This is a genomic window from Dechloromonas denitrificans, assembly GCF_020510665.1.
GTDB lineage: Bacteria > Pseudomonadota > Gammaproteobacteria > Burkholderiales > Rhodocyclaceae > Azonexus > Azonexus denitrificans_B.
This window is the reverse complement of record NZ_CP075187.1, coordinates 663,613-686,395: the sequence shown is the minus strand read 5'-3', so window position 1 is coordinate 686,395 and position 22,783 is coordinate 663,613. Positions and strand designations below refer to the sequence as shown.

The window sequence follows — 22,783 nt, the reverse complement described above, 5'->3', positions numbered from 1 at the left end:
GTAGAATCATCGAATGGTCGACATTGTAATTCAGCTTATGCCGCACATTCTCGCCACCCTGATATATGGTGCGCTTGGATTTCATTTCTGGAACACCCGCTGGCGCGAGGGCGAGCATCAGTGCGTCGCCTGCCCGATGCAAGCCTGGGAACGCGGGGCCATTGCCGTCGCGCTGCTGATCCATGCAAGCGGGCTGTACAGCGCCCTCTTCTCAGAAGCCGGCATGCGCTTCTCTTTCAGTTTTGCGCTCTCGCTGATGATGTGGCTGGCCGTATTGATCTACTGGCTGGAAAGTTTCATGGCCCGCATGGAAGGCATGCAACCCATGGTCCTGCCGCTGGCAGCAGCCTGCGCCATTCTGCCGACGCTGTTCCCCCAGGTTCACCTCGTCGCTCACGCCGCAGCAACCGGCTTCAAACTTCATTTCCTGGCTGCGATGCTGGCCTACAGCCTGCTGACACTGTCTGCACTGCATGCAATTTTCATGGGCTTTACCGAAAACGCCCTGCACAAACGCTCACTGAAGCGCAGCCTGAACAGCCTGCCGCCACTTATGACGATGGAGCGGCTGCTTTTCCGCATGCTCCTTCTCGGATTTATTCTTCTGACACTCACCGTCGGCAGCGGCGTCCTGTTCTCCGAAGTCCTGTTTGGCAAGCCGCTCAGCATTGACCATAAAACACTCTTCGCATTTGCCTCCTGGGGCATTTTTGCGACATTGCTGGTTGGCCGCCACGCCTGGGGCTGGCGAGGCAAACGCGCCCTGCGCTGGACCCTGGCCGGTTTCTCCCTGCTGATTCTGGCTTATGTTGGCAGCCGCTTTGTGGCTGAAGTCATCCTCGGACGCGTTTAAGTCGTGAATGACATCCCTTTGTCAGCGATGCTGATAACACTGGTTGTACTGCTTGCCCTGTCCGCCTTTTTCTCGCTGAGCGAAACAGCGATGATGGCGTCAAACCGCTTCCGTCTGCGTCACCTGGCTCAGTCTGGCCACCGTGGCGCCCGAAAAGCACTCGACCTGCTCGCCAGAACCGACAAAATGCTGGGCGTGATCCTGCTCGGCAACAATCTGATCAACTCAGCAGCAGCCACGCTGGTCAGCCTGATTGCCATAGAGCTGTTCGGCGAAGAAAAATGGGCGCTTGGTGCAGGAACGCTCGGTGTCACCTTTGCCATTCTGGTTTTTTCCGAAATCACGCCGAAGATCATTGGTGCAAACCATGCTGACCGGCTAGCCCTTTTACTCGGCCATATATTGACGCCGCTGCTGCGCCTTTTTTATCCGATCGTCTGGTTCATCAATTTATTTGCCAGCGGACTACTGCGCCTGCTCCGACTCACGCCGCAAGAAACAGATGAGTCGGCCAAACTTTCTCCCGAAGAACTGCGCAGCCTGGTCCTCGAATCTGCGCGGCTGATGCCGCAAAAGCACCAGACCATTCTCTCCAGCCTGTTTGAGCTGAACAAGATCACGGTTGAAGATGTGATGACGCCACGCAGAAGCATCGAGATACTCGATATTGAGCGGCATTGGGAAGAGGTTCTGACGCAGCTCGCAACCAGCCATCACAGCCGCCTGCCTGTCTGCAGGGAGTCTCTCGACCAACTGGTCGGCGTGCTGCCGGTTCGGCGCCTGATTGGCGACATCGGATCTGCCGACTTTGGCGAAGCCACTTTGCTAAGTCAGCTTCAGTCCCCGTACTACATCCCCTCCGGCACCCCGGTGTTTTCGCAACTTGCCTTTTTTCAGGAAAATCGGCAGCGCATCGGTTTTGTCGTTGATGAATACGGTGAAATTCTTGGCCTGCTGACACTCGAGGACATCATTGAAGAATTTGTCGGCGATTTCACAACCTCCCTGCCAGGCTTGGGAACCTCCCTGACCTGGTCGCCAGAAGGTTTTGCGATTGTTGAAGGCTCACGCTCGTTGCGCGAAATCAACCGGATGCTTGAACTTGACTTTCCGCTGGATGGCCCAAAAACCTTGAACGGCCTGATTCTCGACTATTTGCAAGATATTCCTGAATCAGATTTGAGTCTGAAACTGGGCGGCATTCCTGTCGAGATACTTCAAACCCAGGACCGAAGTGTGGTCACTGCACGGATATACCGCCCGGAAACGCACTGACGAGAAGGCTCCAGCCTTTACAAAACCCGCTTCCTCGTAGCATTATCAGACGATCTATAAGGCATTTGACACTATCCAATGGCTGCAACTCCTCAAACACAACCCCTCAGTGGTCTGGCCCGCGCGCTGGTACAAGCCGGACGACTCAAGGAGGCGGAGGCAGAGCAACTGCTGGCCCAGGCGAATACTGAAAAACATTCGCTGATCGAACAAATCATTGCCAGCCAGAAGGCATCCGCCATTGAGATCGCACGATTTGTCGCTGACACATTCGGCTACCCGCTACTTGATCTTGCCGCCTTCGACGAAGCACACATTCCGGAAACAGCAATTGATCGCAAATTAATTGCGACCCACAAAGTCATTCCGCTCAACAAACGCGGCAATCGTCTTTCTGTGGCCATTGCCGACCCGACCAATTTACGTGCGCTGGACGAAATCCGCTTCCAGACCGGCCTGGCCGTCGACCCCATTGTTGTCGAACATCCCAAACTTGCACCGCTTGTCACGAAATACTCGGAGTCTGCGTCAGAAACCTTGAAAAATCTGGCCAGCGACGACATCAACCTCGATTTCCTCGACGAAGACACCAGCGCAAAAGCCGATGAGGCTGCAGGGCAAGAAATCGACGACGCCCCCGTTGTCAAATTCATCCAGAAAATGCTGCTTGATGCGATCAATGAGGGGGCGTCGGATATTCATTTCGAGCCCTATGAAAAGTACTACCGGATTCGTTTCCGGGTCGACGGCATACTCCGCGAAATCGCCACCCCCCCGTTGGCCATCAAGGAAAAGATCGCTTCACGCATCAAGGTCATTTCGCGTTTGAACATTGCAGAAAAGCGCGTCCCGCAAGACGGTCGCATGCGCTTGGTCCTGTCAAAAAATCGGGCCATCGACTTTCGGGTCAGCACGCTGCCCACCCTTCAGGGCGAGAAAATCGTCTTGCGTATTCTCGACCCAACGTCTGCCACGCTTGGTATTGAAGCACTGGGTTACGAGCCGGAGCAGAAAGCCGCTCTGCTTGATGCGGTCAACCGGCCATACGGCATGGTTTTGGTCACAGGTCCTACCGGCTCCGGCAAGACAGTCTCGCTATACACCTGCCTAAACATCCTCAACAAGGATGGCGTCAACATTTCCACGGCCGAGGACCCAGCTGAAATCAATTTGGCGGGTATCAATCAGGTCAATGTGGACGACAAAGCCGGACTCACCTTTCCTGTCGCCCTGAAAGCCTTTCTCCGCCAGGATCCGGACGTCATCATGGTGGGTGAAATTCGGGATCTCGAGACCGCTGAAATCGCCATCAAGGCCGCTCAGACAGGGCATATGGTGCTCTCGACGCTACACACCAACGATGCACCACAAACACTGACGCGACTGATGAATATGGGTGTTCCCACATTCAACATCGCGTCGAGCATCTTGTTGATTACCGCACAGCGCTTGGCACGCAGGCTTTGCACCTGCAAGAAACCAATGACCGTCCCCGAGCAGGCAATGCTCGATGCAGGCTTTAAGCCAGAAGAACTGGATGGTTCATGGACGCTTTATGGGCCGGGTGGCTGTGATCGCTGCAAAGGCAGCGGCTATAAAGGCCGGGTCGGCATTTATCAGGTCATGCCGGTCTCGGAGGCCATGCAGCGCTTGATCATGAGCGGTGCCACGGCGCTGGATCTGGCCCTCCTGGCTAAAAATGAGGGGGTCAAGGATTTGCGTCAGTCCGGACTGCTCAAGGTCAAGCAAGGAGTTACGTCGCTTGATGAAGTATTGACCACGACCAATTTATAAAAGGAACAGTGGATTATGGCTACCGCCGCCAAACCGAAAGCCTCGGCAGTCAAGGAGTCCCCTTTTTTATGGGAAGGCAAGAACCGGGACGGAAAAACCGTGCGCGGAGAAATGCGCGCAGCTAGCGAGTCGGTTGTCCAGACCACGCTGAGACGCCAAGGCATCACGAATGCCAAGATCAAAAAAGTCCGCTTCAAAAGTGGCGGCCGGATTACTGGCAAGGATATCGCGCTATTTACTCGGCAACTGGCGACCATGATGAAGTCAGGCGTCCCCCTGCTTCAGTCATTTGATATTGTCGGAAGAGGGCACACCAATCCAGCGGTTGGCAAATTGCTGCTCGACATTAAAGCAGATGTCGAAACGGGCAGCTCACTGTCACAAGCCTTTCGCAAGTATCCACTCCAATTCGATCCGCTCTACTGCAACCTAGTTGCAGCGGGCGAACAGGCTGGGATTCTTGACAGTCTTCTCGACCGCTTGGCGACCTACCAGGAAAAAATTATCGCGATCAAGAGCAAGATCAAGTCAGCCTTGTTCTATCCGATCGCAGTCATAGTCGTGGCATTCATTATTACTGCCGTGATTATGATTTTCGTCATTCCAGCATTTAAAGACGTTTTCAAAAGCTTCGGCGCAGACTTGCCGGCCCCTACGCTGGTCGTGATCTCCATTTCCGACTTTTTCGTTGCTTATTGGTGGGCAATATTCGGCATACTGGGTGGAGGAATTTATGGATTCCTGGAAAGCTGGCGCCGCTCCGAAAAAATCCAGATCGTCATGGACCGCCTGCTTTTACGCGCACCGGTTTTCGGGGAAATTGTCCGAAAATCGGTCATTGCCCGGTGGACCAGAACGTTGGCAACCATGTTTGCTGCAGGCGTTCCCTTGGTTGAGTCGCTCGAGTCGGTCGGTGGAGCAGCCGGGAATCATGTGTATAAAATTGCAACGAAACAAATTCAAAGTGAAGTCTCGACAGGCACCAGCCTGACTTCTGCGATGCAGAACGTGAACATTTTCCCGAACATGGTGACCCAGATGGTTGCGATCGGCGAAGAATCTGGTGCGCTTGACTCGATGCTTTCCAAGGTCGCCGACTTCTTCGAACAGGAAGTCGATGATGCAGTCGAGGCCATGTCCAGCCTGATGGAGCCGATAATCATGGTTGTTCTCGGCACGCTGATTGGCGGCATGGTTGTATCCATGTACCTGCCCATTTTCAAGATGGGCTCAGTCGTCTGATGCTTCCTGACTCACTTGTTGTTCTTGTCGGTATGGCGGCCGTATTGGGTCTGTGTATCGGCAGCTTCCTTAACGTCGTGATTCACCGACTCCCCAAGATGATGGAGCACGATTGGCACGCACAGTGTGCCGATTTGCAGGGGAAACCAGTGTCGACCGGGAAAACGCTCAGTTTGTCAAAACCAGGCTCCCGTTGCCCGGCCTGCGGTCATTGCATTACGGCCAGTCAAAACATTCCGGTTATCAGCTATCTGTTGCTCAAAGGAAAGTGCGCGTCCTGCCACACGAAAATCTCGATTCGCTATCCTGTTATTGAATTCATCACCGGAGCCCTTTCCGCCTTCGCGGTTTGGCACTTCGGCCCCAGCCTGCAGGCTCTGGGGGCTCTGTTTCTGATCTGGATGCTGATCGGGCTGGCCGCGATCGACTTTGATACACAACTGCTTCCTGATTCAATGACGCTTCCGCTGCTCTGGTGCGGACTGGCGCTGAATATCACAGGCACATTCACTGATCTGCCATCTGCCGTCATTGGCGCCATGGCTGGCTACCTGGCTCTCTGGTCTGTTTTCTGGCTATTCAAGCTGGCGACCGGCAAAGAAGGAATGGGATATGGCGACTTCAAACTGCTCGCCGCCCTCGGTGCTTGGCTTGGCTGGCAGATGCTGCCGACCATCATTCTTCTCTCCTCCGTGGTTGGCGCCGGCGTCGGCATTACCTTGATCATTGCAGCACGACATGGACGTAACGTCCCCATCCCATTCGGCCCTTACCTGGCCGCGGCTGGCGGCATCGCCCTGTTTTGGGGAACGGAGTTGACACACCGTTACCTTGAACTGATCTATTGAAATATCAGTCTCAGCCCTGACATTGGCACTAGCATCTCTCGGTTATAATTCAAGGTTTTGGAGGAATCACATGCCGATTTACGAGTATCGCTGCGACTCCTGCGGCGCCCAGAAAGAACATCTTCAAAAGATGAGCGATCCGCAGCTCACCACATGCCCGGCCTGCGGCAAGGAAAATTACAGCAAGCTGTTGTCAGCCGCTGGCTTTCAGCTCAAGGGCAGCGGCTGGTATGCCACAGACTTCAAGGGCGGCAGCAAGCCTGCTGACAGCACCCCACCCTGCCAGGGCGGGTCGGGAGCATGCACTCCGTGCGGGGCCAATTGATCAAACGTTACTTCATTACCGGGCTACTCATCTGGGTCCCCCTGGTTATTACCGGGTGGGTGCTGTCGACCATAGTCAGCGCACTCGACCAGTCACTGCGCCTCCTGCCTGAGTCAATTCACCCACAACACCTCTTCGGCTTCGCCATCCCTGGTGCTGGCGCGCTGTTGACGTTGGGCATGATCCTGCTGACCGGACTGCTGGCAGCCAATTTCATTGGCCAAAAACTAGTTGTCTGGTGGGAAAAGCTTCTGGCCCGCATCCCGGTCGTGAATTCGGTCTACAACAGCGTCAAGCAGGTTTCAGACACGCTCTTCTCGCCTAATGGCAATGCTTTCCGCAAGGCAGTCCTGGTTCGCTACCCGCACCAGGGAAGCTGGACCATTGCCTTTCTGACGGGGCAGCCCGGCGGTGACGTTGTCAATCACCTCGATGGCGACTATGTCAGCGTTTATGTCCCGACGACCCCCAACCCGACCTCCGGCTTCTTCCTGATGATGCCATCCAGCGAAGTGCAGGAACTCGACATGACGGTCGACGAAGCCCTGAAATACATTATCTCGATGGGGGTCGTGGCACCGCCACCAAACCCGCGCGTTATCACCAACACCTGAATCAACCGGAAAGCTTCATGCGTACCCATTACTGCGGACAACTCAATGCCGCCCTCGACGGGCAAATCGTCACCCTGTGCGGCTGGGCCCACCGTCGGCGCGACCACGGCGGCGTCATCTTCATCGACCTGCGCGACCGTGAAGGCCTGGCTCAGGTTGTTTGCGATCCGGATCGCCCCGAAATGTTCGCCATTGCCGAATCGGTGCGCAACGAGTTCTGCCTGAAAATTACCGGCAAGGTCCGTCCGCGCCCGGCCGGCACGACCAACGCCAACCTGGCATCCGGCGAAATCGAAATTCTCTGCCAGGAAATTGAAGTTCTGAACGCCTCGGTCACCCCACCGTTCCAACTCGACGAAGACAATCTGTCGGAAAACGTTCGCCTGACCCATCGCGTCATCGATCTGCGTCGTCCGCAGATGCAGAACAACCTGATGCTGCGCTACAAGACGGCTCGGGCTTTCCGCCGCTTCCTTGACGACAACGGTTTCATCGACATCGAAACCCCGATGCTGACCAAGTCGACCCCGGAAGGCGCCCGCGACTATCTCGTTCCGTCGCGCGTCCATGATGGCCAGTTTTTCGCACTGCCGCAGTCTCCGCAACTCTTCAAACAGCTGCTGATGGTCGCTGGTTACGACCGCTACTACCAGATCGTCAAGTGCTTCCGCGACGAAGATCTGCGTGCCGACCGCCAGCCCGAATTCACCCAGGTCGATATCGAAACCTCGTTCATGAGCGAGGCAGAAATCACCGCCCTGATGGAAAAGCTGATCCGCACCGTATTCAAGGAAGCGATCGACGTCGACCTGCCGGAATTCCCGCGCATGACCTACGCCGAAGCCATGCACCGCTTCGGTTCGGACAAGCCGGACCTGCGCGTCACACTTGAGCTGACCGAAGTCACCGACGCCTTCAAGGACGTCGCCTTCAAGGTCTTCGCCGGCGTCGCCAACAGCGCCGGTGGCCGTATCGCGGCCATGCGCATCCCCGGTGGCGCCACGCTGACGCGCGGCGAAATCGATGCCTACACCCAGTTCGTCGGCATCTACGGCGCTCGCGGCCTGGCCTACATCAAGATCAATGACGTTACCCAGATCAACGAAACCGGGTTGCAGTCGCCGATCGTCAAGAATCTCTCCGAAGCCTCGCTCAAAGCCGTCATCGAGCGCACCGGCGCACAATCCGGCGACCTGATCTTCTTCGGCGCCGACAAGGCCAAGATCGTCAACGACGCTCTTGGCGCACTGCGCATCAAGATCGGCCATGAAAAGGGCTTCGTCACCGGCGCTAAGTGGGCTCCGCTGTGGGTCATCGACTTCCCGATGTTCGAATACGACGACGAATCGAAGCGCTGGACTGCCTGTCACCACCCGTTCACCAGCCCGAAGGACGAGCACCTGCAGTTCCTCGAAACGGATCCGGGCAAGTGCCTTGCCAAGGCCTACGACCTGGCGCTGAACGGCTGGGAACTGGGTGGCGGCTCGGTACGTATCCACCGCTCCGAAGTGCAGGAGAAGGTTTTCTCGGCCCTCAACATCGGTCCAGAAGAACAGCAGGCCAAGTTCGGCTTCCTGCTCGACGCACTCAAGTACGGCGCCCCACCGCACGGCGGCCTGGCTTTCGGTTTGGACCGCATCGTCACAATGATGACCGGCGCCGAGTCGATCCGTGACGTGATCGCCTTCCCGAAAACCCAGCGCGCCCAATGCCTGCTGACCGACGCACCATCACCGGTCGACGAGAAGCAACTGCGCGAATTGCACATCCGCCTGCGTCAAAAGATGGAAACGCAAGTCGACGTCCCCAAGGCCTAAAGCAGCATGATGATCTGGATGCGCTTCCTGCTGGTTGCCTGGCTGGCCATTGGAAGCGCATTTGGTTTCACCTGGGGCAATACTGCGGTCGACAGTATTCCTGTTGGCGATTTGCCTATCGAGGCTCGCCAAACGCTGCGTCTGATCAAGGATGGGGGGCCTTTCCCCTTTCCCCGTGACGGCATTGTTTTCGGCAATTTCGAAAAACGCCTGCCGCTGCAAAAACGCGGTTATTACCGTGAATACACGGTCAAGACACCGGGCGTCCGCAGTCGCGGAGCACGCCGGATCATTGCCGGAAACAGCGACGAGTTCTACTACACCGAGGACCACTACGCGTCCTTCCGGCGCATACGGGAGTAAGCGATGACCCAGCCTCTCGCCCTGCGGGCCGAGCATAACGGGGTGTATTACCTCTCCGCCGAACGTCGCCCCGCCTTCGAAGCTCAGGCCCAAGCCGACCAGCAAAGCATCCAGACCATTGACCTGGCACGCCACGCAACGCTTTCCAGTGCACTCAAGAAAATCGGCAGCACCCTGCATTTTCCTGCCTGGTACGGCGCCAATCTGGATGCATTGTTCGACTGCCTGACCGACGCCGAGTGGCTGACAGAAAGTGGGCGGATCATCTCGATATCCGGCACGCAACGACTCAGCGCCGCCCAGCCGGAAGCTTTCGCGACACTACTCGAAGTACTGCAATCGGCCGCCGAAACGTTGCGTGCGGACAGCATTCTCTTCCGGGTTCTGCTCGACACCCCCAACCCGGCCCTGAATCCCCTGCCCGAGGCATGAGCGAGTACAAGCAACCGGTCTCGGTGCTCGTCGTCATCTACACCCCGGCGCTCGATGTACTGCTCCTTGAGCGGGCGGCTCACCCTGGCTTCTGGCAATCGGTAACCGGCAGCCGGGAAGGCGATGAAGCGCTGATCGACACCGCCCGCCGGGAAGTTGGCGAAGAAACCGGCATCAATACCGACCTTCACCAGCTGACCGACTGGCAACAGACCAACATCTTCGAGATTTTCCCGCAGTGGCGGCATCGCTATGCCCCTGGCGTCACCGAGAATACCGAACATGTCTTCGGCCTCCTGGTTGCCGGCAAACCGGACATCACCATTGCGCCGAATGAACACCGTGCCTGGACCTGGATGCCCTGGCAAGCCGCGGCCGAACGCTGCTTTTCGTGGACCAACCGCGACGCCATCCAGGCGCTGCCGACACGCCTCAACCTGAAACCCTGATTCGCCTTCCACCGCTGCGGCATTTTTCTTTGTACAATCCGCGGCGATTCCAACCGGAGCCCGCCATGAGCATTGAAAACCTCACCCCAGGCACCAAGGCCGCCGTCCTGGCCGAAGCCCTGCCTTATATCAAGCGTTTCCACGGCAAGACCATCGTCGTCAAATACGGTGGCAACGCGATGACCGACGAACACCTGAAAAGCTGTTTCGCACGCGATGTCGTGCTACTCGAACTGGTCGGCTTCAACATCGTCGTTGTCCATGGCGGAGGACCGCAAATCGAGAACCTGCTCGGCCGCGTCGGCAAGAAAGGCGAGTTCATCCAGGGCATGCGCGTCACCGATGCCGAGACCATGGAACTGGTTGAAATGGTCCTCGGCGGCCAGGTCAACAAAGACATCGTCAACCTGATCAACCAGCATGGCGGCAAAGCCGTCGGCCTGACCGGCAAGGATGGCAATTTCATCCGCGCCAAGAAGCTGATGCTGGAAAACAAGGATCATCCGGGCGACCTGATCGACGTCGGCCAGGTCGGCGAGATTACCTCGATCGATCCCTCGCTGATCGATCACCTCGACAAGGGCGCGTTCATTCCGGTCATCGCCCCGATCGGCGTTGGTAAGGATGGGGAGACCTACAACATCAATGCCGACGTTGTCGCCGGCAAGATTGCCGAAGTCCTCAAGGCCGAAAAACTGGTGCTGCTGACCAACACTCCTGGCGTACTCGACAAGGAAGGCAATTTGATCACCGGCATCACGCCGAAGCAGATCGATGAAATGGTCGATGATGGCACGCTGTCGGGCGGCATGCTGCCCAAAATCGGCTCGGCACTGGATGCCGCACGCAATGGTGTTAAAGGCGTGCACATCATCGATGGCCGCGTCGAACATGCCTTGCTGCTCGAAATCCTGACCGACCACGGCGTCGGAACAATGATCAAGTCGCACTGACCCCCAAGCCCGCCCAGCGGGCTTTTTTATTGCCTACCATGATGCACAACCCCGTTTGGCTGTTCGACCTCGACAACACGCTACACAACGCCTCGGCGCACATTTTCCCGCATATCAATCTGTCGATGCGGCAATACATTGAACGCCATCTGAGCGTCGATGAAGATGAAGCGAACCGCATTCGCCAGGACTACTGGACACGCTACGGCGCAACCATGCTCGGCATGATGCGACACCATGGCACCAACCCGCAGCACTTCCTGGCGGAAACCCACCAGTTTCCCGAACTTCAACGCCAACTTGTCTTTCAGCGCGCCACCTTGCACATGCTGCAGCGACTACCTGGCAAGAAAATTCTCTTCTCCAATGCTCCCGGGCAATACGCCCATCAAATCCTTCGCCTGACCGGGCTGGACAAGTATTTTGCTGCGGTCTACACGGTTGAGAACCTTAAATTCAAACCCAAACCGATGCTTCAGGGATTTCGCACCCTGCTGCGCCAGGAGCACCTGAATCCGCGTCGTTGCATCATGGTCGAAGACAGCCTGGCCAATCTGGTCAGCGCCAAAAAGCTGGGCATGAAGACGGTGTGGGTGAGTGCTGGCTCACGTCACTCACCTTTTGTTGACGTCAAGATTCGTTCCGTCCTGCAGTTGCCGCAACGTTGCGGTCGACTATAATTTCCGGACAAAAATCAAGGAATCGAGAGGGGATGATCGATGGCCGTCAAACCGGGCGAACGCCGCCTGCAAATTCTGCAAACACTCGCCGGGATGCTGGAAGTCCCCAAAGGCGAAAAGATCACCACGGCAGCACTGGCCGCCAGGCTTGACTGTTCGGAAGCGGCGCTTTACCGCCACTTCGCCAGCAAGGCTCAGATGTATGAAGGCCTGATCGAGTTCATTGAACAAAGCCTTTTTGGCGTCATCAACCAGATTACGGCCGAAGAAAGCCAGGGCTTCAACCAGGTGGAGCAGATTCTCAGCCTGCTGCTGCGCTTTGCCCAGAAAAACCGCGGCATGACCCGCGTCCTGATCGGTGATGCATTGGTCAATGAAAACGAACGCCTGCAACAACGGATCAATGCCCTGCTCGACAAACTGGAAGCAGCGCTCAAGCAGGCACTGCGCATTGCCGCCACCCAGGACAACCTGAAAGCCGATGCCGACTTCGCCTCATTGGCCAACCTGCTGCGCTGTTACGCGGTTGGCCGCTGGGAACAATACGCACGCAGCGGTTTCACCCGCGAACCGCTGGCCCAGTGGCAACAGCAGTGGCCAATGCTTTATTTCGCCTGCCTGTCGCAGTCAGGCGCACCTGGCGGGTAAACGCAAAAAGGGCGGCCCAGGCCGCCCTTTTTAAATGCTGCCGACCACTCAGCGCTGCAGATACTCTGCCGCATCCAGTGCAAAGTAGGTCAAGATGCCATCGGCACCGGCTCGCTTGAAAGCCAGCAAGCTTTCCAGTACACAAGCCTTCTCGTCCAGCCAGCCATTCTGGGCTGCCGCCTTGAGCATCGCGTACTCACCGCTGACCTGATAGGCATAGGTCGGCACCTTGAACTCCTCTTTGACCCGACGAACGATGTCGAGATACGGCATGCCAGGCTTGACCATGACCATATCGGCACCTTCCTCCAGATCCAGCGCCACTTCCTTGAGCGCCTCGTCGGTATTGGCCGGATCCATCTGGTAAGTGTACTTGTTGCCTTTGCCCAGATTGCCCGCCGAACCGACGGCATCGCGGAAGGGGCCATAGAAGGCCGAGGCATACTTGGCAGAATAAGCCAGGATGCGGGTATAGATTTGTCCGGCCTGATTCAACTCGGCACGAATACGGCCGATACGCCCATCCATCATGTCGGAAGGCGCAACCACATCAGCTCCAGCCTGGGCATGGCAAAGCGCCTGGCGCGCCAGCACCTCAAGCGTTTCATCATTGAGAACATAACCGCTCGCATCGATCAGACCATCCTGCCCGTGACTGGTGTAGGGATCGAGCGCCACGTCAGTAATGATGCCCAGTTCAGGGAATTCACGCTTGAGCGCCTGGACGACGCGCGGCACCAAGCCACTGTCGTTATAAGCCTCTTCGGCACCAAGTGACTTCAAGGATGCATCAATCACCGGGAACAGTGCCAGGGCGGGCACTCCCAGCTTGGCCGCACGTTCAGCCGTCTTCAGCAGGATATCCAGCGATTGACGCTCGACACCGGGCATCGAGCCGACCTTCTCGATCCGCCCTGCACCTTCCAGTACGAAAACAGGATAAATAAAGTCGTCGACCGTCAGAACAGACTCCCGCATCAAGCGGCGGGAAAAATCATCGCGCCGCATCCGGCGCATGCGTGTGGCAGGAAATTGTCCGGTAGCACTCATGTTTGAACCTCGAAAAAATCAGCAGATATTTTTTAACAGCGCGGAACTTTTAGCGTTGACCCACGTCAGAGTCTGCAGATAGCACGCGCTGTCTCCCGCTTCACCTCCCTGAGCGGGTGCCTTGACCACGTCAGTGCATTTTTGCCCCCGGCCCCCCCTTAGCCGGGGGCACTTTGTTTTGCGGTTTGGGCGCAACGACCGGGCGCTTGTATTCCATCCCCAGCCAGCCAGCCAGCACCTCCTCGGCATCCTCAACCCCCGTCTTCTTGAGACTGGAAAAGAGCTGCACGGAGTACAGGGCGGCATCGCCCCAGGTCGCCACTTCGGCCTTCACCGAACGCAGCACCTTGGTTTGCTCCTGCCGACTAAGCTTGTCTGCCTTGGAAAGCAGAATATGAATCGGGCGACCGGTCGGCCGGAACCAATCGATCAACTTCAGGTCGAGGTCCGTCATCGGACGACGGATATCCATGATGACCACCAAGCCAGCCAGTTGGTCGCGCTCGCTGAGATACGGCCCGATCAGCCCTTCCCACTGCGAACGAATCGCTTCAGGCGCCTTGGCATAGCCATAACCAGGCAAGTCGACAAAATACTTGCCCTCGGCCAAGGTAAAATAATTCAGGTGCTGGGTTCGCCCCGGCGTCTTGCTGACGAAAGCCAGACGCACGCGACCGGCCAGGGTGTTGATGGCAGAAGATTTACCGGCATTGGAACGGCCTGCGAAGGCTACTTCCCGAACAGAGTCGGCGGGTAAATCACGGAGATTGGCAACGGTGGTTAAGAAAACCGCCTTTTGGAACAGAGGCATAAAAAACTCGGAAGACCCGCCAACGCGGCGGAGAACTGCTATAGAATAGCAGGTTTGTAACTTCAGTCCCGGTCAAAAGCGCCTCGAGATGCGCACAAGGAGTTCGAAAATGATCCGTACAGCGGCAATGGCAGTCCTTCTCGCCACCAGTTTCATCGCCAACGCTTCCGAAGAAGCCAAAACCAAAGCCGACCCTGCCAAAGGCAAGGTTATTGCCGAGACCGTTTGTGTCGCCTGTCACGGCGCCGACGGCAACAGCGCCGCTTCAGCCAATCCGCATCTGGCTGGCCAGGTTGAAGAGTACATCTACAAGCAACTGAAGAATTTCAAGGCTGCCGATGGCAAGCCGGCTGCCCGTAACAACCCGATCATGGGTGGCATGGCCGCCCCGCTTTCTGACGAAGACATGAAAAATGTCGCCGCCTGGTTTGCCAGCCAGAAAGCCAAGCCGGCATCTGCCAAGGATGAAACCAAGATTGCTCTGGGCCAGAAACTGTGGCGCCAAGGCGACTACAAGAAGGGCGTTCCTGCCTGTGCAGGCTGTCACGGCCCGGCTGGCGCAGGTCTGCCGGCACAATATCCAAAGCTGGCCGGCCAGTTCCCGGAATACACCGAAGCCCAACTGAAGGCATTCCGCGCTGACGAACGCGCCAATGACCCGGAAAAGATGATGCGCACGATCGCCGCCAAGCTTTCGGACGTTGAAATCAAGGCTGTATCGGAATACGCCGCCGGCCTGCGTTAAGCCAAGGCAGAAAACCCAATGCAAAGGCAGCTTCGGCTGCCTTTTCTTTTTTGACCTTGGCAGGCAGAACACAGCGGGATAGACTGCAGAAGCAAAAACAAGCTCACCCGACAGAGGAGACACCCCGTGAAAACACTCAAGCAAATGCTCGCCAACAAAGACCGCCCTCTGGCTGTCGTAGCACCAAGCGATACTGTTTTTCACGCGCTCAGCGTGATGGCCAAGCACGATGTAGGCGCCCTCCTCGTTCTGGATGGCGAACAACTGGTCGGCATCTTCTCGGAACGCGACTACGCTCGAAAAATCATCCTCCAGGGCAAGACATCGAAAGACACCCAAGTACGCGAAATCATGAGCGACAAGGTGGCTTACGTGACACCAGCGGCGAGCCTGGATGAATGTATGGCCTTGATGACCGAGAAACATTTTCGGCATCTGCCCGTGCTGAATGACGATAGCAGCGTCGCCGGCATGATTTCGATTGGTGACCTGGTCAAGGAAACCATCAGTTCCCAGCAATTTCTGATTGCCGAACTGGAACGCTATATTTCAGGCTGAAATGGACGTCGACCGCAGCAAGCATTTCTCGATCCTGGACGAAATCGCCCGCAACCTTTGTGGGCACCTCAATTTCCCAACCTGCCTTGACGCTGCGGTACTCGTCCGCAATGTACTGAACGACCCGAATGCCACCACGGAACGGGTCGCTCAGGTGGTCAGTGTCGAGCCCCTGATTTCGAGCAAACTTCTGCGGCTGGCAAATTCGGCAAGCTACAACACCAGCGGCCGGCAAATCAGCGACCTGGCCAGCGCCATCAGCCGCCTGGGTTTTGAAGTTGTACGCACAACCTCGCTGGCCGTGGCACTGGACCAGATGCTGCGCTCGAGAAACCTGGCCAGCTTTACCGACATCGCCCGAAATGCCTGGGAACACTCGCTGCAGGTTGCAGCGATCGCCCGCGTACTGGCTCGCCGCCTTGGTCGCATCAATCCGGATCAGGCAATGCTGGCCGGGCTGGTACACGATATCGGGATTTTTTATCTCCTGTACTGCGCTGCGGAATTTCCCGAATACAGCAACGACAGAAGCCACATGATCGAATTGCTGATCGGCTGGCATGACAGCATTGGCGAAAGCCTGTTGCACGTTCTTGGCCTGCCAGAGACCATCACCACCGCTATCCGCGAGCATGATCGACTACAGAACGTCGAAAACCCCTGCACCGTCAGCGATGTCTTATATTTTGCCAACCTGCTTGCCGGCTGCGACCACGACTGGCTCGAAGCCGGCCTCCCCCCGGAGGAATCGGCACTCCGTAAAATCGACCGAGAACGCTTTGCCGATTTGATCGAAGATGCAGAAGAAGACATCAGGGAACTAAAACAGGCTCTTGCAGCCTGAACCGGATGACCGCAAGAGAACACCGGGCGATTGCCTGGCACCCCGATAGCCAACAACTCAGCTGGCTCAAAGCCCTGCTTTTTTCCCTCGCCCTGATCCCTTTTGGATGCTTGGCCCAGGCAGCATGGGCTGGCGACCTTGGCGCACAGCCGGCCGAATTTATCCAACGTCGCACCGGTTTCTGGACCTTCAGCTTCTTGCTGCTGACGCTAAGCATCTCGCCACTACGCAGCATGACACAGTGGCATTGGCTGCTTCGCTTGCGCCGCATGCTGGGCTTGTTCGTCTTTTTCTACGCAGTGCTGCACGCTCTTTCATTCGTCGGGTTTCAGCACGCTTTCGCGGTCGACGAGATCGCCGGGGATATTTTGAAGCGACCATTCATCGCCATTGGCTTCGCTGCCTTCGCATTGCTGATTCCTCTGGCCGCCACCTCAAACCAGCTGGCCATACGGCGACTGGGCGGTCGCCGCTGGCAGGAGTTGCACCGCAACATCTATCTGATCGGAATTCTGGCCGCCATCCATTACCTCTGGCAAAGCAAGGCAGACACCCTGATCTGGTCACTCGCCGGCAGTGCTACGCTGATCGCATTGCTTGGCTGGAGAATCAGGGAGCGACAGCGCAAGGCCATACCCGCGACTACGCCGATCACCAGCAAGCCGCTACATTTTTTCAGGCAGCGGCCCAAGTAGTCATTTAGTGCGTGGCAGGTCGAAGCGAACGATCGCACGGCCGTCCGGTGCCTGCTTGGGCTCCGGCTTCCACGCGTGGCCGTAAACCACCTCGAAAGTCGCCGGCAGCTTGCCATCCCGGCGCATTGTCTCGTACGCCTGACGCGCCTTACTCAAGACTTCCCGGCCAGTCAGGCCATGCCGCCGGGCTTTCATCGCACAACTGGAGCCAGCCGCCCTTAATTCGGCAAACATGGCATCGAGATCGTCATAAGTCAGCGTGATCACTTCCATGTCCATCACCGGGTCGCTAAAACCGCAGCCAACCAGCATGTCACCCAGATCATGCATGTCGATGAAACGCTGGGTGTGTGCGTAACCATCACCGAATGCCGTACGCAACTCCTTGAGCGAATCAGGCCCCAGCGTCGAAAACATCAGCAAGCCGCCCACTTCGAGCACACGGTGCGCTTCAGCCAGCGCCGGCAAAGGATCATCTAGCCAGTGGAGCAGCAGATTTGACCAGATCAGCGCGGTCGACCGCGACTTGATGGGCAAATGGGCTGCATCCGCCGCCAGAAGGGCTGGCTGATTCGATGCGCCCATCCCCAACCAGCGCTGCCAGCTCACGCGGCGCGGTTGGGCGGCCTGCAGCATGGCCGGCGAAAGATCCAGCCCGAGCAAATGCGCGTCCGGATAACGCGTCGCCAGAGCCGCGAAGCTGCCACCGCGACCGCAGCCGAGATCTAGGATTTGCCGGGGCGCAAGCTTGACGTAGTCAAGCCGGTCCTGCATCCGACGATCGATCTCGCGGACGAAAAAATCGGCCTGATCGTAATTCGCCGCAACGCGGGAAAACCGTCGACCGACTTGCTGCCGGTCGACGAAAGTGGCGCTCAAACCGCCTTGACGCCCAAGCGGGCAAACAATGCGTCGTCGCGGTCGGCTTCCGGGTTATCGGTAGTCAACAGACGGTCACCGTAGAACATTGAATTAGCGCCAGCCAGGAAGCACAGCGTCTGGAGTTCGTCGGTCATTTCCTGACGACCGGCCGAGAGGCGCACCCAGGAGGATGGCATGGCAATGCGGGCGGCGGCGATGGTCCGGACGAACTCGAATGGATCAAGACGCTCGTTGGCGGCCAGCGGCGTCCCCGGAATCGGTACCAGGTTGTTGATTGGCACAGACTCGGGCGGCTTCGGCAGATTGGCCAGCTGGACGATCAGTGCAGCGCGATTCTTGCGCGATTCGCCCATGCCGATAATCCCGCCGGAACAAACATTGATCCCGGCATCACGCACCTGCTCGAGCGTATCGAGACGATCGTCGTGCGTATGGCTCTTGATCACCTGACCGTAGAACTCCTTGTCCGTATCGAGATTGTGGTTGTAGTAATCCAGGCCGGCTTCTTTCAGCCTCTCAGCCTGACCGTCCTTGAGCATACCGAGCGTGACACACGTCTGCATGCCGAGAGCCTTGACCTCACGCACCATGTCGAGCACGCGGTCGAGATCGTTGTCTTTCGGCCCCTTCCAGGCGGCGCCCATGCAGAAACGGGAAGCGCCCTTGTCCTTGGCGGCCTTGGCAGCAGCAACGACCTCGTCGAGCGGCATCAGGCGTTCGCGCTGGGTATCGGTTTCATAGCGCGCCGACTGCGAGCAGTAGCTGCAATCCTCGGAACAGCCACCGGTCTTGACCGAAAGCAGCGTCGAGCGTTGAATGGCATTTGGATCGAAATTTTCACGATGCACGCCTTGGGCGCGCCAGATCAGGTCCATGAGCGGCAGCTCGTACAGGGCGAGCACCTCCTCGGCCGTCCAGCGACGGGCAGGAGCAGACTGCGGAGTGGAAGAAACGGCGGCGAGAGTGCTTGCTTGCATGAGTGGCCTTGCGAAAATAAACGATAAAAATCAGATACGAAAACAACGGTAATTATGGATTATCGAGGACGCTCTGAATCATGTCAATTTTACCCCAGCCCCTGCGGCAAGCGTTAAAGCATGTTGTGCAGGGACTTTCGAATGCACTTCCCGGCAGTTGCCTGCTCTGCGCAGAAGACAGCGGCAGCCGCGTGATCTGCGCCGACTGCCTTGCCGAACTGCCCGGCATGCCACCCCAATGCTGCCCATCCTGCGCCGAGCAGACCAGCTACGGCGAACGTTGCGGCGCCTGCCTCCACAAAGCACCGCACTTCGACAAGGTCGTCGCCGGATTTCGCTACGATTTCCCGGTCGACCGCATCATTCACAGCCTGAAATACGGCCACCAGTTATCTGTCGCGGAATGGCTCGGCGAGCGGCTATCCACGCAGCTGACAGCAAGCGACCACGACTTGATCATTCCTCTGCCACTGCATCCGGCCCGCTTGCTCGAACGCGGCTTCAATCAATCCATGGAAATAGCGCGCGCACTGGGCAAGGCGCTCAACCGACCGGTCGAATATCACCATCTGCAACGAACGCGCTCCACCCGGCCACAAGCCGATTTGCCGCACAAGGAGCGCCATAAAAACGTGGCCGGCGCGTTCGAATGCCGCAAAGACTACACCGGGCAGCGCATTCTGCTGGTTGATGACGTGATGACAACCGGCTCAACCCTGAACGAATGCGCTCGCATTCTGAAAATACATGGCGCGGAAACAGTCAGTGTCGCCGTTGCCGCGCGCACCCTGAAACACTAAGCGCAATCAATTCGTGCTTTAATCCGCCCCCTCCGAACCCAGCCAATTACATCGTGGTCGCCGTCGTCCTCTACCAGCCCGAAATTCCGCCCAATACCGGCAACATCATTCGTTTATGCGCCAATACCGGCGCCGAACTGCATCTTGTTGAACCGCTCGGCTTCAATATCGACGACAAGGGCTTGCGCCGGGCCGGACTGGACTATCACGAATACGCCCGCGTCGTTCGCCACCCCGACTGGGCAGCCTGTCGTCAGGCCCTGGGGCATCGCCGGATGTTTGCAATGACCACCAAGGGTCATGCCAGCCCGTTCTCAACCACACTGAATGACAATGACGTGTTTGTTTTTGGACGGGAAACCAGCGGCTTGCCGCCCGAGATACTGGCCGAATTCTTGCCGGAAAACAGACTCCGCCTGCCCATGCAGGCAGATCAGCGCAGCCTGAATTTATCGAATGCCGCTGCCGTGACCGTGTTTGAAGCCTGGCGTCAGAGCGGCTTCAAGGGCGCGACTTAAGCCAGCTCTTCCTTCGGGTCGCGCGCCATCAACTGCTCGACCGCCTGCGCAGCATTCAGGCGGCCATCAAGTACGGCAGCCACAGCGGCACTGATCGGCATATCGACCGAATACTGGCGAGCCAGACGATCGACTTCGCGTGCCGTATAGACCCCCTCGGCCACATGTCCGAGTTCTTCAAGAATTTGCGGCAGGGACTTGCCCTCCGCCAAGGCCAGCCCGACGCGGCGGTTGCGCGACAGGTCGCCGGTGCACGTCAGAATCAGATCCCCCATGCCGGCCAAGCCCATGAAAGTCTCGCGCCTGGCACCCAGCGCCAACCCAAGACGGGCAATTTCAGCCAGGCCACGCGTCATCAGCGCAGCGCGGGTATTCAGGCCCAGGCCCAAACCATCGCACGTCCCTGTCGCAATCGCCATCACATTCTTGACCGCCCCGCCGACTTCGACGCCCACCAGATCATCATTGGCATAAATGCGCAAACGACTGGTATGCAGCTGACGGGCTGCTTCGCGGGCAAACTCGGGGTGATTGGTGGCCAGCGCCACGGCGGTTGGCTGACCGGCAGCCACTTCCTCGGCAAAGCTGGGGCCGGACAGTGCGCCACAAACGGCCTCCTGCCCCAGCACATCAATGACGACTTGGTGCGGCAACAAGCCCGTCCCTGCCTCAAAGCCTTTGCACACCCACAGCAATGGCAGAGTGCAATTCAGGGTTTTGAGGCGCTCAGCCGTCGGACGCAAACCGGCAATCGGCGTCGAGACGACCAACAACTCGGCCGAGGCTACTGCCGCAGAAAAATCGGTCGACACAGCGACCGAGTCGGGCAAGCGATAGCCCGGAAAGAAGCGTTTGTTTTCACGGGTATCCAGCAAGTCGACCGCGACATCCTCTTCGCGCGACCACAACGTGACATCATGCTTGCCGGCAAAGGCAATCGCCAATGCCGTGCCCCAGGCGCCTGCGCCGAGCAACGTAATTTTCATAGACCCCAGACCTGCGTCGAACGAATATAGCCGGTCACGCCATCACGATGGCGCACCTTGGCCCATCCCGGCGAAGCCGGCTCGACCAGTTCAACCGCCACCCATTTGTCGAGTTCGAGCAAAACAGGAGCGTCAGCCTTGTCCGATTGACGGATTTCAGCCTTCAGCGCTGTGACGACGAGCGTCCGGCGATCACCGAGATAGCGCGACTCAACCCAGGCCAGCGAGCCTTCGGCATCGCGAATCTTGAACCATCCCTCAAGGCGGACAATCACCTCGACCGGCGTCTGCGCCTTGATCAGATAGAGCTTCTTGCCCTTCTGCGAAGGTGAATCGTAAAGCACGGCTGCCGGTACATCGACCGAACGATATTCGACAGCCGGTGCTGCACCTGCAGCACCGAGCAATGCAATGAAGGGCAGTGCCCGGCGCCAGATGGTCATGGCTTATTGCAGCGTTGCTTCTGGTTGCTCTGCAGCAGCCTGCTCTTGCAGACGCTGCATGTACATCGATTCGAAATTCACCGGCTGGAGCACGATCGGCGAGAAACCGGCGCGGGTTACCGCCGTCGAAATGGCTTCGCGGGCATACGGGAACAGCAGGTTCGGGCAAGCAACGGCAATCAGCGGCTCGATTTGCTCATCCGGCACATTCATGATGCGGAAAACACCGGCCTGACCGACTTCAACCAGGAAAACCGTCTTTTCGCCCAGCTTGGCAGTCACCGTCACCGTCAGCACGACTTCGAAAACACCTTCGCCAACGCCACGACCACCGGTATTCAGGCTGATTTCAACCTGCGGAGCTTCGCTCGCCAGGAAGATTTCCGGCGCATTCGGCACTTCGATGGAGAGATCCTTGACGTAGAGCTTTTCAATACCGAAGACGGGCTGTTCGTTTTGTTCCATGATTTTCTTTCAGTAAATTAATGGTTATCGGGTTCAGGCGCCAAGCAAGGGTTTGAGCTTGCCTGCCGCATCGAGCGCAATCAGGTCGTCACAACCACCGACATGCGTCTCGCCAATATAAATTTGCGGCACGGTACGCCGCTGCGTGCGCTGCATCATTTCCTCGCGACGCGCCGGATCGAGATCAACCCGAACCTCTTCGATGCCCGTCACACCCCGTGCCGCCAGCAATTGCTTGGCTCGCACGCAGTAAGGACAAACAGCGGTCGTATACATCAGGACATGCGCACTCATTTGTTGCGGTTACCCTTCTTGACCGGGTAACCGGCGCCCACCCAGGCATCAACCCCACCTGCCAGGCTGTACACCTTGGCAAAACCAAGCTTGCCCAGTTCGCCACACCCTTTGGCCGAACGCATACCGGCGGCACAGCAAATGATGAGCGGCTTGTCCTTGAATTTTTCGAGCTCGCCGGCCCGCTCAGCCAGTTTGGCCAGCGGAATGTGCCTGGCTTCCGGCAAGTGGCCGGCAGCAAATTCATCAGCCTCGCGCACATCGACGATATGCGCATCTTCCCGATTGATCAGCTGGGTCGCCTCGGCGGGACTCAACTCGTTGGCGCGACGCCCCTTGAGCAAGGGCATGAGCAAACCAAAGGCGCTCATGGCCACCAGCGAAATGAGCAGGATATTCTGATTAATAAAATCCATCGGCAT

The 22,783-nt window shown here is 57.6% G+C and carries 29 protein-coding genes; 20 read left to right on the top strand and 9 right to left on the bottom strand.

All coding sequences use genetic code 11. The features are described from left to right. Nucleotides 1-13 precede the first annotated feature (13 nt). The 14 genes from KI614_RS03255 to slmA all read left to right on the top strand — a co-directional run bounded on the left by KI614_RS03255 (nucleotide 14) and on the right by slmA (nucleotide 12,293). Nucleotides 14-853 carry an inner membrane protein YpjD gene (locus KI614_RS03255; protein WP_226407853.1) on the top strand — a complete coding sequence of 280 codons (840 nt, stop codon included), beginning with the start codon at nucleotides 14-16 and terminating at the stop codon, nucleotides 851-853. A 3-nt stretch (nucleotides 854-856) separates the two neighbouring features. Continuing rightward, a complete protein-coding gene (locus KI614_RS03250; protein WP_226407851.1) occupies nucleotides 857-2,128 on the top strand; it encodes an HlyC/CorC family transporter in 1,272 nt (423 codons plus the stop codon). A gap of 78 nt (nucleotides 2,129-2,206) precedes the next feature. Then, entirely contained in the window at nucleotides 2,207-3,922 is a 1,716-nt protein-coding gene (gene pilB / locus KI614_RS03245; protein WP_226407848.1) for a type IV-A pilus assembly ATPase PilB, read from the top strand. Nucleotides 3,923-3,937: 15 nt separating this feature from the next. Next, nucleotides 3,938-5,164 (top strand): type II secretion system F family protein, encoded by a 1,227-nt coding sequence (locus KI614_RS03240; protein WP_226407846.1) that lies wholly within the window; start codon nucleotides 3,938-3,940, stop codon nucleotides 5,162-5,164. Then, on the top strand, nucleotides 5,164-6,012 hold the full coding sequence (locus tag KI614_RS03235) for a prepilin peptidase (RefSeq protein ID WP_226407844.1): 849 nt from the start codon (nucleotides 5,164-5,166) through the stop codon (nucleotides 6,010-6,012). Before KI614_RS03240 ends, KI614_RS03235 begins: the two co-directional genes overlap by 1 nt. A gap of 70 nt (nucleotides 6,013-6,082) precedes the next feature. After that, the gene (locus KI614_RS03230) at nucleotides 6,083-6,337 is read left to right on the top strand and encodes an FmdB family zinc ribbon protein (RefSeq protein ID WP_226407842.1); all 255 of its coding nucleotides are present in this window, start codon (nucleotides 6,083-6,085) and stop codon (nucleotides 6,335-6,337) included. Continuing rightward, on the top strand, nucleotides 6,337-6,951 hold the full coding sequence (locus KI614_RS03225; RefSeq protein WP_203469305.1) for a DUF502 domain-containing protein: 615 nt from the start codon (nucleotides 6,337-6,339) through the stop codon (nucleotides 6,949-6,951). Before KI614_RS03230 ends, KI614_RS03225 begins: the two co-directional genes overlap by 1 nt. A 17-nt stretch (nucleotides 6,952-6,968) precedes the next feature. Continuing rightward, a complete protein-coding gene (gene aspS / locus KI614_RS03220) occupies nucleotides 6,969-8,768 on the top strand; it encodes an aspartate--tRNA ligase (RefSeq protein ID WP_226407840.1) in 1,800 nt (599 codons plus the stop codon). A gap of 6 nt (nucleotides 8,769-8,774) precedes the next feature. Further along, nucleotides 8,775-9,131, top strand: a complete 357-nt coding sequence (locus KI614_RS03215; protein WP_226407838.1) for a ribonuclease domain-containing protein — start codon at nucleotides 8,775-8,777, stop codon at nucleotides 9,129-9,131. 3 nt (nucleotides 9,132-9,134) lie between these two features. Further along, nucleotides 9,135-9,563: a barstar family protein gene (locus KI614_RS03210; protein ID WP_226407836.1), complete on the top strand. Its 429-nt coding sequence runs from the start codon at nucleotides 9,135-9,137 to the stop codon at nucleotides 9,561-9,563. Further along, on the top strand, nucleotides 9,560-10,012 hold the full coding sequence (nudB, locus tag KI614_RS03205) for a dihydroneopterin triphosphate diphosphatase (RefSeq protein WP_226407834.1): 453 nt from the start codon (nucleotides 9,560-9,562) through the stop codon (nucleotides 10,010-10,012). The genes KI614_RS03210 and nudB overlap by 4 nt, the downstream gene beginning before the upstream one ends. 65 nt (nucleotides 10,013-10,077) lie before the next feature. Continuing rightward, on the top strand, nucleotides 10,078-10,965 hold the full coding sequence (gene argB / locus KI614_RS03200; protein ID WP_226407832.1) for an acetylglutamate kinase: 888 nt from the start codon (nucleotides 10,078-10,080) through the stop codon (nucleotides 10,963-10,965). Nucleotides 10,966-11,003: 38 nt separating this feature from the next. Beyond that, complete coding sequence (locus KI614_RS03195; protein ID WP_226407830.1) at nucleotides 11,004-11,645, top strand: pyrimidine 5'-nucleotidase; 642 nt, start codon at nucleotides 11,004-11,006, stop codon at nucleotides 11,643-11,645. A gap of 39 nt (nucleotides 11,646-11,684) precedes the next feature. Beyond that, on the top strand, nucleotides 11,685-12,293 hold the full coding sequence (gene slmA, locus KI614_RS03190) for a nucleoid occlusion factor SlmA (RefSeq protein WP_226407828.1): 609 nt from the start codon (nucleotides 11,685-11,687) through the stop codon (nucleotides 12,291-12,293). A 48-nt stretch (nucleotides 12,294-12,341) separates the two neighbouring features. On the opposite strand, the gene hemB is transcribed toward slmA, so the two are convergent. Further along, complete coding sequence (gene hemB, locus KI614_RS03185; protein WP_226407826.1) at nucleotides 12,342-13,343, bottom strand: porphobilinogen synthase; 1,002 nt, start codon at nucleotides 13,341-13,343, stop codon at nucleotides 12,342-12,344. A gap of 130 nt (nucleotides 13,344-13,473) precedes the next feature. Further along, entirely contained in the window at nucleotides 13,474-14,154 is a 681-nt protein-coding gene (yihA, locus tag KI614_RS03180) for a ribosome biogenesis GTP-binding protein YihA/YsxC (RefSeq protein ID WP_226407824.1), read from the bottom strand. Between the two features lie 109 nt (nucleotides 14,155-14,263). Here yihA and KI614_RS03175 point away from each other — a divergent pair, with 109 nt between their 5' ends. The 4 genes from KI614_RS03175 to KI614_RS03160 all read left to right on the top strand — a co-directional run bounded on the left by KI614_RS03175 (nucleotide 14,264) and on the right by KI614_RS03160 (nucleotide 16,996). Continuing rightward, entirely contained in the window at nucleotides 14,264-14,899 is a 636-nt protein-coding gene (locus tag KI614_RS03175) for a c-type cytochrome (RefSeq protein WP_226407822.1), read from the top strand. 126 nt (nucleotides 14,900-15,025) lie between these two features. After that, a complete protein-coding gene (locus KI614_RS03170) occupies nucleotides 15,026-15,457 on the top strand; it encodes a CBS domain-containing protein (protein WP_226407820.1) in 432 nt (143 codons plus the stop codon). Continuing rightward, nucleotides 15,426-16,301 carry an HDOD domain-containing protein gene (locus KI614_RS03165; RefSeq protein ID WP_226407818.1) on the top strand — a complete coding sequence of 292 codons (876 nt, stop codon included), beginning with the start codon at nucleotides 15,426-15,428 and terminating at the stop codon, nucleotides 16,299-16,301. Before KI614_RS03170 ends, KI614_RS03165 begins: the two co-directional genes overlap by 32 nt. Nucleotides 16,302-16,306: 5 nt before the next feature. Continuing rightward, the gene (locus KI614_RS03160; RefSeq protein WP_226407816.1) at nucleotides 16,307-16,996 is read left to right on the top strand and encodes a sulfite oxidase heme-binding subunit YedZ; all 690 of its coding nucleotides are present in this window, start codon (nucleotides 16,307-16,309) and stop codon (nucleotides 16,994-16,996) included. On the opposite strand, the gene KI614_RS03155 is transcribed toward KI614_RS03160, so the two are convergent. Then, complete coding sequence (locus KI614_RS03155; protein WP_226407813.1) at nucleotides 16,997-17,875, bottom strand: methyltransferase domain-containing protein; 879 nt, start codon at nucleotides 17,873-17,875, stop codon at nucleotides 16,997-16,999. It lies immediately after the preceding gene. Then, complete coding sequence (gene bioB, locus KI614_RS03150) at nucleotides 17,872-18,855, bottom strand: biotin synthase BioB (protein ID WP_226407811.1); 984 nt, start codon at nucleotides 18,853-18,855, stop codon at nucleotides 17,872-17,874. The genes KI614_RS03155 and bioB overlap by 4 nt, the downstream gene beginning before the upstream one ends. An 80-nt stretch (nucleotides 18,856-18,935) precedes the next feature. Between bioB and KI614_RS03145 the strand changes: the two genes are divergently transcribed. Both KI614_RS03145 and trmL read left to right on the top strand, forming a co-directional pair. Continuing rightward, nucleotides 18,936-19,655, top strand: coding sequence for a ComF family protein (locus KI614_RS03145; RefSeq protein WP_226407809.1), 720 nt, complete (start codon nucleotides 18,936-18,938; stop codon nucleotides 19,653-19,655). Between the two features lie 53 nt (nucleotides 19,656-19,708). After that, nucleotides 19,709-20,173: a tRNA (uridine(34)/cytosine(34)/5-carboxymethylaminomethyluridine(34)-2'-O)-methyltransferase TrmL gene (trmL, locus tag KI614_RS03140; RefSeq protein ID WP_226407806.1), complete on the top strand. Its 465-nt coding sequence runs from the start codon at nucleotides 19,709-19,711 to the stop codon at nucleotides 20,171-20,173. Here the strand turns inward: trmL and KI614_RS03135 are convergent. From KI614_RS03135 to KI614_RS03115, 5 genes are read right to left on the bottom strand one after another with little or no spacing between them, the layout of a single operon-like run. Then, on the bottom strand, nucleotides 20,170-21,159 hold the full coding sequence (locus KI614_RS03135) for an NAD(P)H-dependent glycerol-3-phosphate dehydrogenase (protein WP_226407804.1): 990 nt from the start codon (nucleotides 21,157-21,159) through the stop codon (nucleotides 20,170-20,172). The two genes, trmL and KI614_RS03135, sit on opposite strands and share 4 nt — an antisense overlap. Continuing rightward, complete coding sequence (locus KI614_RS03130) at nucleotides 21,156-21,602, bottom strand: SH3 domain-containing protein (protein ID WP_226407802.1); 447 nt, start codon at nucleotides 21,600-21,602, stop codon at nucleotides 21,156-21,158. Before KI614_RS03130 ends, KI614_RS03135 begins: the two co-directional genes overlap by 4 nt. A gap of 3 nt (nucleotides 21,603-21,605) precedes the next feature. Then, nucleotides 21,606-22,067 (bottom strand): protein-export chaperone SecB, encoded by a 462-nt coding sequence (gene secB, locus KI614_RS03125; protein ID WP_226407801.1) that lies wholly within the window; start codon nucleotides 22,065-22,067, stop codon nucleotides 21,606-21,608. A gap of 33 nt (nucleotides 22,068-22,100) precedes the next feature. Beyond that, entirely contained in the window at nucleotides 22,101-22,361 is a 261-nt protein-coding gene (gene grxC / locus KI614_RS03120; RefSeq protein ID WP_226407800.1) for a glutaredoxin 3, read from the bottom strand. After that, nucleotides 22,358-22,777 carry a rhodanese-like domain-containing protein gene (locus KI614_RS03115; RefSeq protein WP_226407799.1) on the bottom strand — a complete coding sequence of 140 codons (420 nt, stop codon included), beginning with the start codon at nucleotides 22,775-22,777 and terminating at the stop codon, nucleotides 22,358-22,360. Before KI614_RS03115 ends, grxC begins: the two co-directional genes overlap by 4 nt. Nucleotides 22,778-22,783: the final 6 nt, after the last annotated feature.

What these genes read in the sequence shown, in the direction of transcription:
- KI614_RS03145 (WP_226407809.1), top strand. Translation starts at nt 18,936, where the DNA reads ATGTCAATTTTACCCCAGCCCCTGCGGCAAGCGTTAAAGCATGTTGTG.
- KI614_RS03130 (WP_226407802.1), bottom strand. Translation starts at nt 21,602, where the DNA reads ATGACCATCTGGCGCCGGGCACTGCCCTTCATTGCATTGCTCGGTGCT.
- pilB (WP_226407848.1), top strand. Translation starts at nt 2,207, where the DNA reads ATGGCTGCAACTCCTCAAACACAACCCCTCAGTGGTCTGGCCCGCGCG.
- KI614_RS03215 (WP_226407838.1), top strand. Translation starts at nt 8,775, where the DNA reads ATGATGATCTGGATGCGCTTCCTGCTGGTTGCCTGGCTGGCCATTGGA.
- KI614_RS03160 (WP_226407816.1), top strand. Translation starts at nt 16,307, where the DNA reads ATGACCGCAAGAGAACACCGGGCGATTGCCTGGCACCCCGATAGCCAA.
- nudB (WP_226407834.1), top strand. Translation starts at nt 9,560, where the DNA reads ATGAGCGAGTACAAGCAACCGGTCTCGGTGCTCGTCGTCATCTACACC.
- KI614_RS03210 (WP_226407836.1), top strand. Translation starts at nt 9,135, where the DNA reads ATGACCCAGCCTCTCGCCCTGCGGGCCGAGCATAACGGGGTGTATTAC.
- bioB (WP_226407811.1), bottom strand. Translation starts at nt 18,855, where the DNA reads ATGCAAGCAAGCACTCTCGCCGCCGTTTCTTCCACTCCGCAGTCTGCT.
- grxC (WP_226407800.1), bottom strand. Translation starts at nt 22,361, where the DNA reads ATGAGTGCGCATGTCCTGATGTATACGACCGCTGTTTGTCCTTACTGC.
- secB (WP_226407801.1), bottom strand. Translation starts at nt 22,067, where the DNA reads ATGGAACAAAACGAACAGCCCGTCTTCGGTATTGAAAAGCTCTACGTC.
- KI614_RS03230 (WP_226407842.1), top strand. Translation starts at nt 6,083, where the DNA reads ATGCCGATTTACGAGTATCGCTGCGACTCCTGCGGCGCCCAGAAAGAA.
- yihA (WP_226407824.1), bottom strand. Translation starts at nt 14,154, where the DNA reads ATGCCTCTGTTCCAAAAGGCGGTTTTCTTAACCACCGTTGCCAATCTC.
- argB (WP_226407832.1), top strand. Translation starts at nt 10,078, where the DNA reads ATGAGCATTGAAAACCTCACCCCAGGCACCAAGGCCGCCGTCCTGGCC.
- slmA (WP_226407828.1), top strand. Translation starts at nt 11,685, where the DNA reads ATGGCCGTCAAACCGGGCGAACGCCGCCTGCAAATTCTGCAAACACTC.
- aspS (WP_226407840.1), top strand. Translation starts at nt 6,969, where the DNA reads ATGCGTACCCATTACTGCGGACAACTCAATGCCGCCCTCGACGGGCAA.
- hemB (WP_226407826.1), bottom strand. Translation starts at nt 13,343, where the DNA reads ATGAGTGCTACCGGACAATTTCCTGCCACACGCATGCGCCGGATGCGG.
- KI614_RS03195 (WP_226407830.1), top strand. Translation starts at nt 11,004, where the DNA reads ATGATGCACAACCCCGTTTGGCTGTTCGACCTCGACAACACGCTACAC.
- KI614_RS03235 (WP_226407844.1), top strand. Translation starts at nt 5,164, where the DNA reads ATGCTTCCTGACTCACTTGTTGTTCTTGTCGGTATGGCGGCCGTATTG.
- KI614_RS03240 (WP_226407846.1), top strand. Translation starts at nt 3,938, where the DNA reads ATGGCTACCGCCGCCAAACCGAAAGCCTCGGCAGTCAAGGAGTCCCCT.
- KI614_RS03255 (WP_226407853.1), top strand. Translation starts at nt 14, where the DNA reads ATGGTCGACATTGTAATTCAGCTTATGCCGCACATTCTCGCCACCCTG.
- KI614_RS03115 (WP_226407799.1), bottom strand. Translation starts at nt 22,777, where the DNA reads ATGGATTTTATTAATCAGAATATCCTGCTCATTTCGCTGGTGGCCATG.
- KI614_RS03135 (WP_226407804.1), bottom strand. Translation starts at nt 21,159, where the DNA reads ATGAAAATTACGTTGCTCGGCGCAGGCGCCTGGGGCACGGCATTGGCG.
- KI614_RS03175 (WP_226407822.1), top strand. Translation starts at nt 14,264, where the DNA reads ATGATCCGTACAGCGGCAATGGCAGTCCTTCTCGCCACCAGTTTCATC.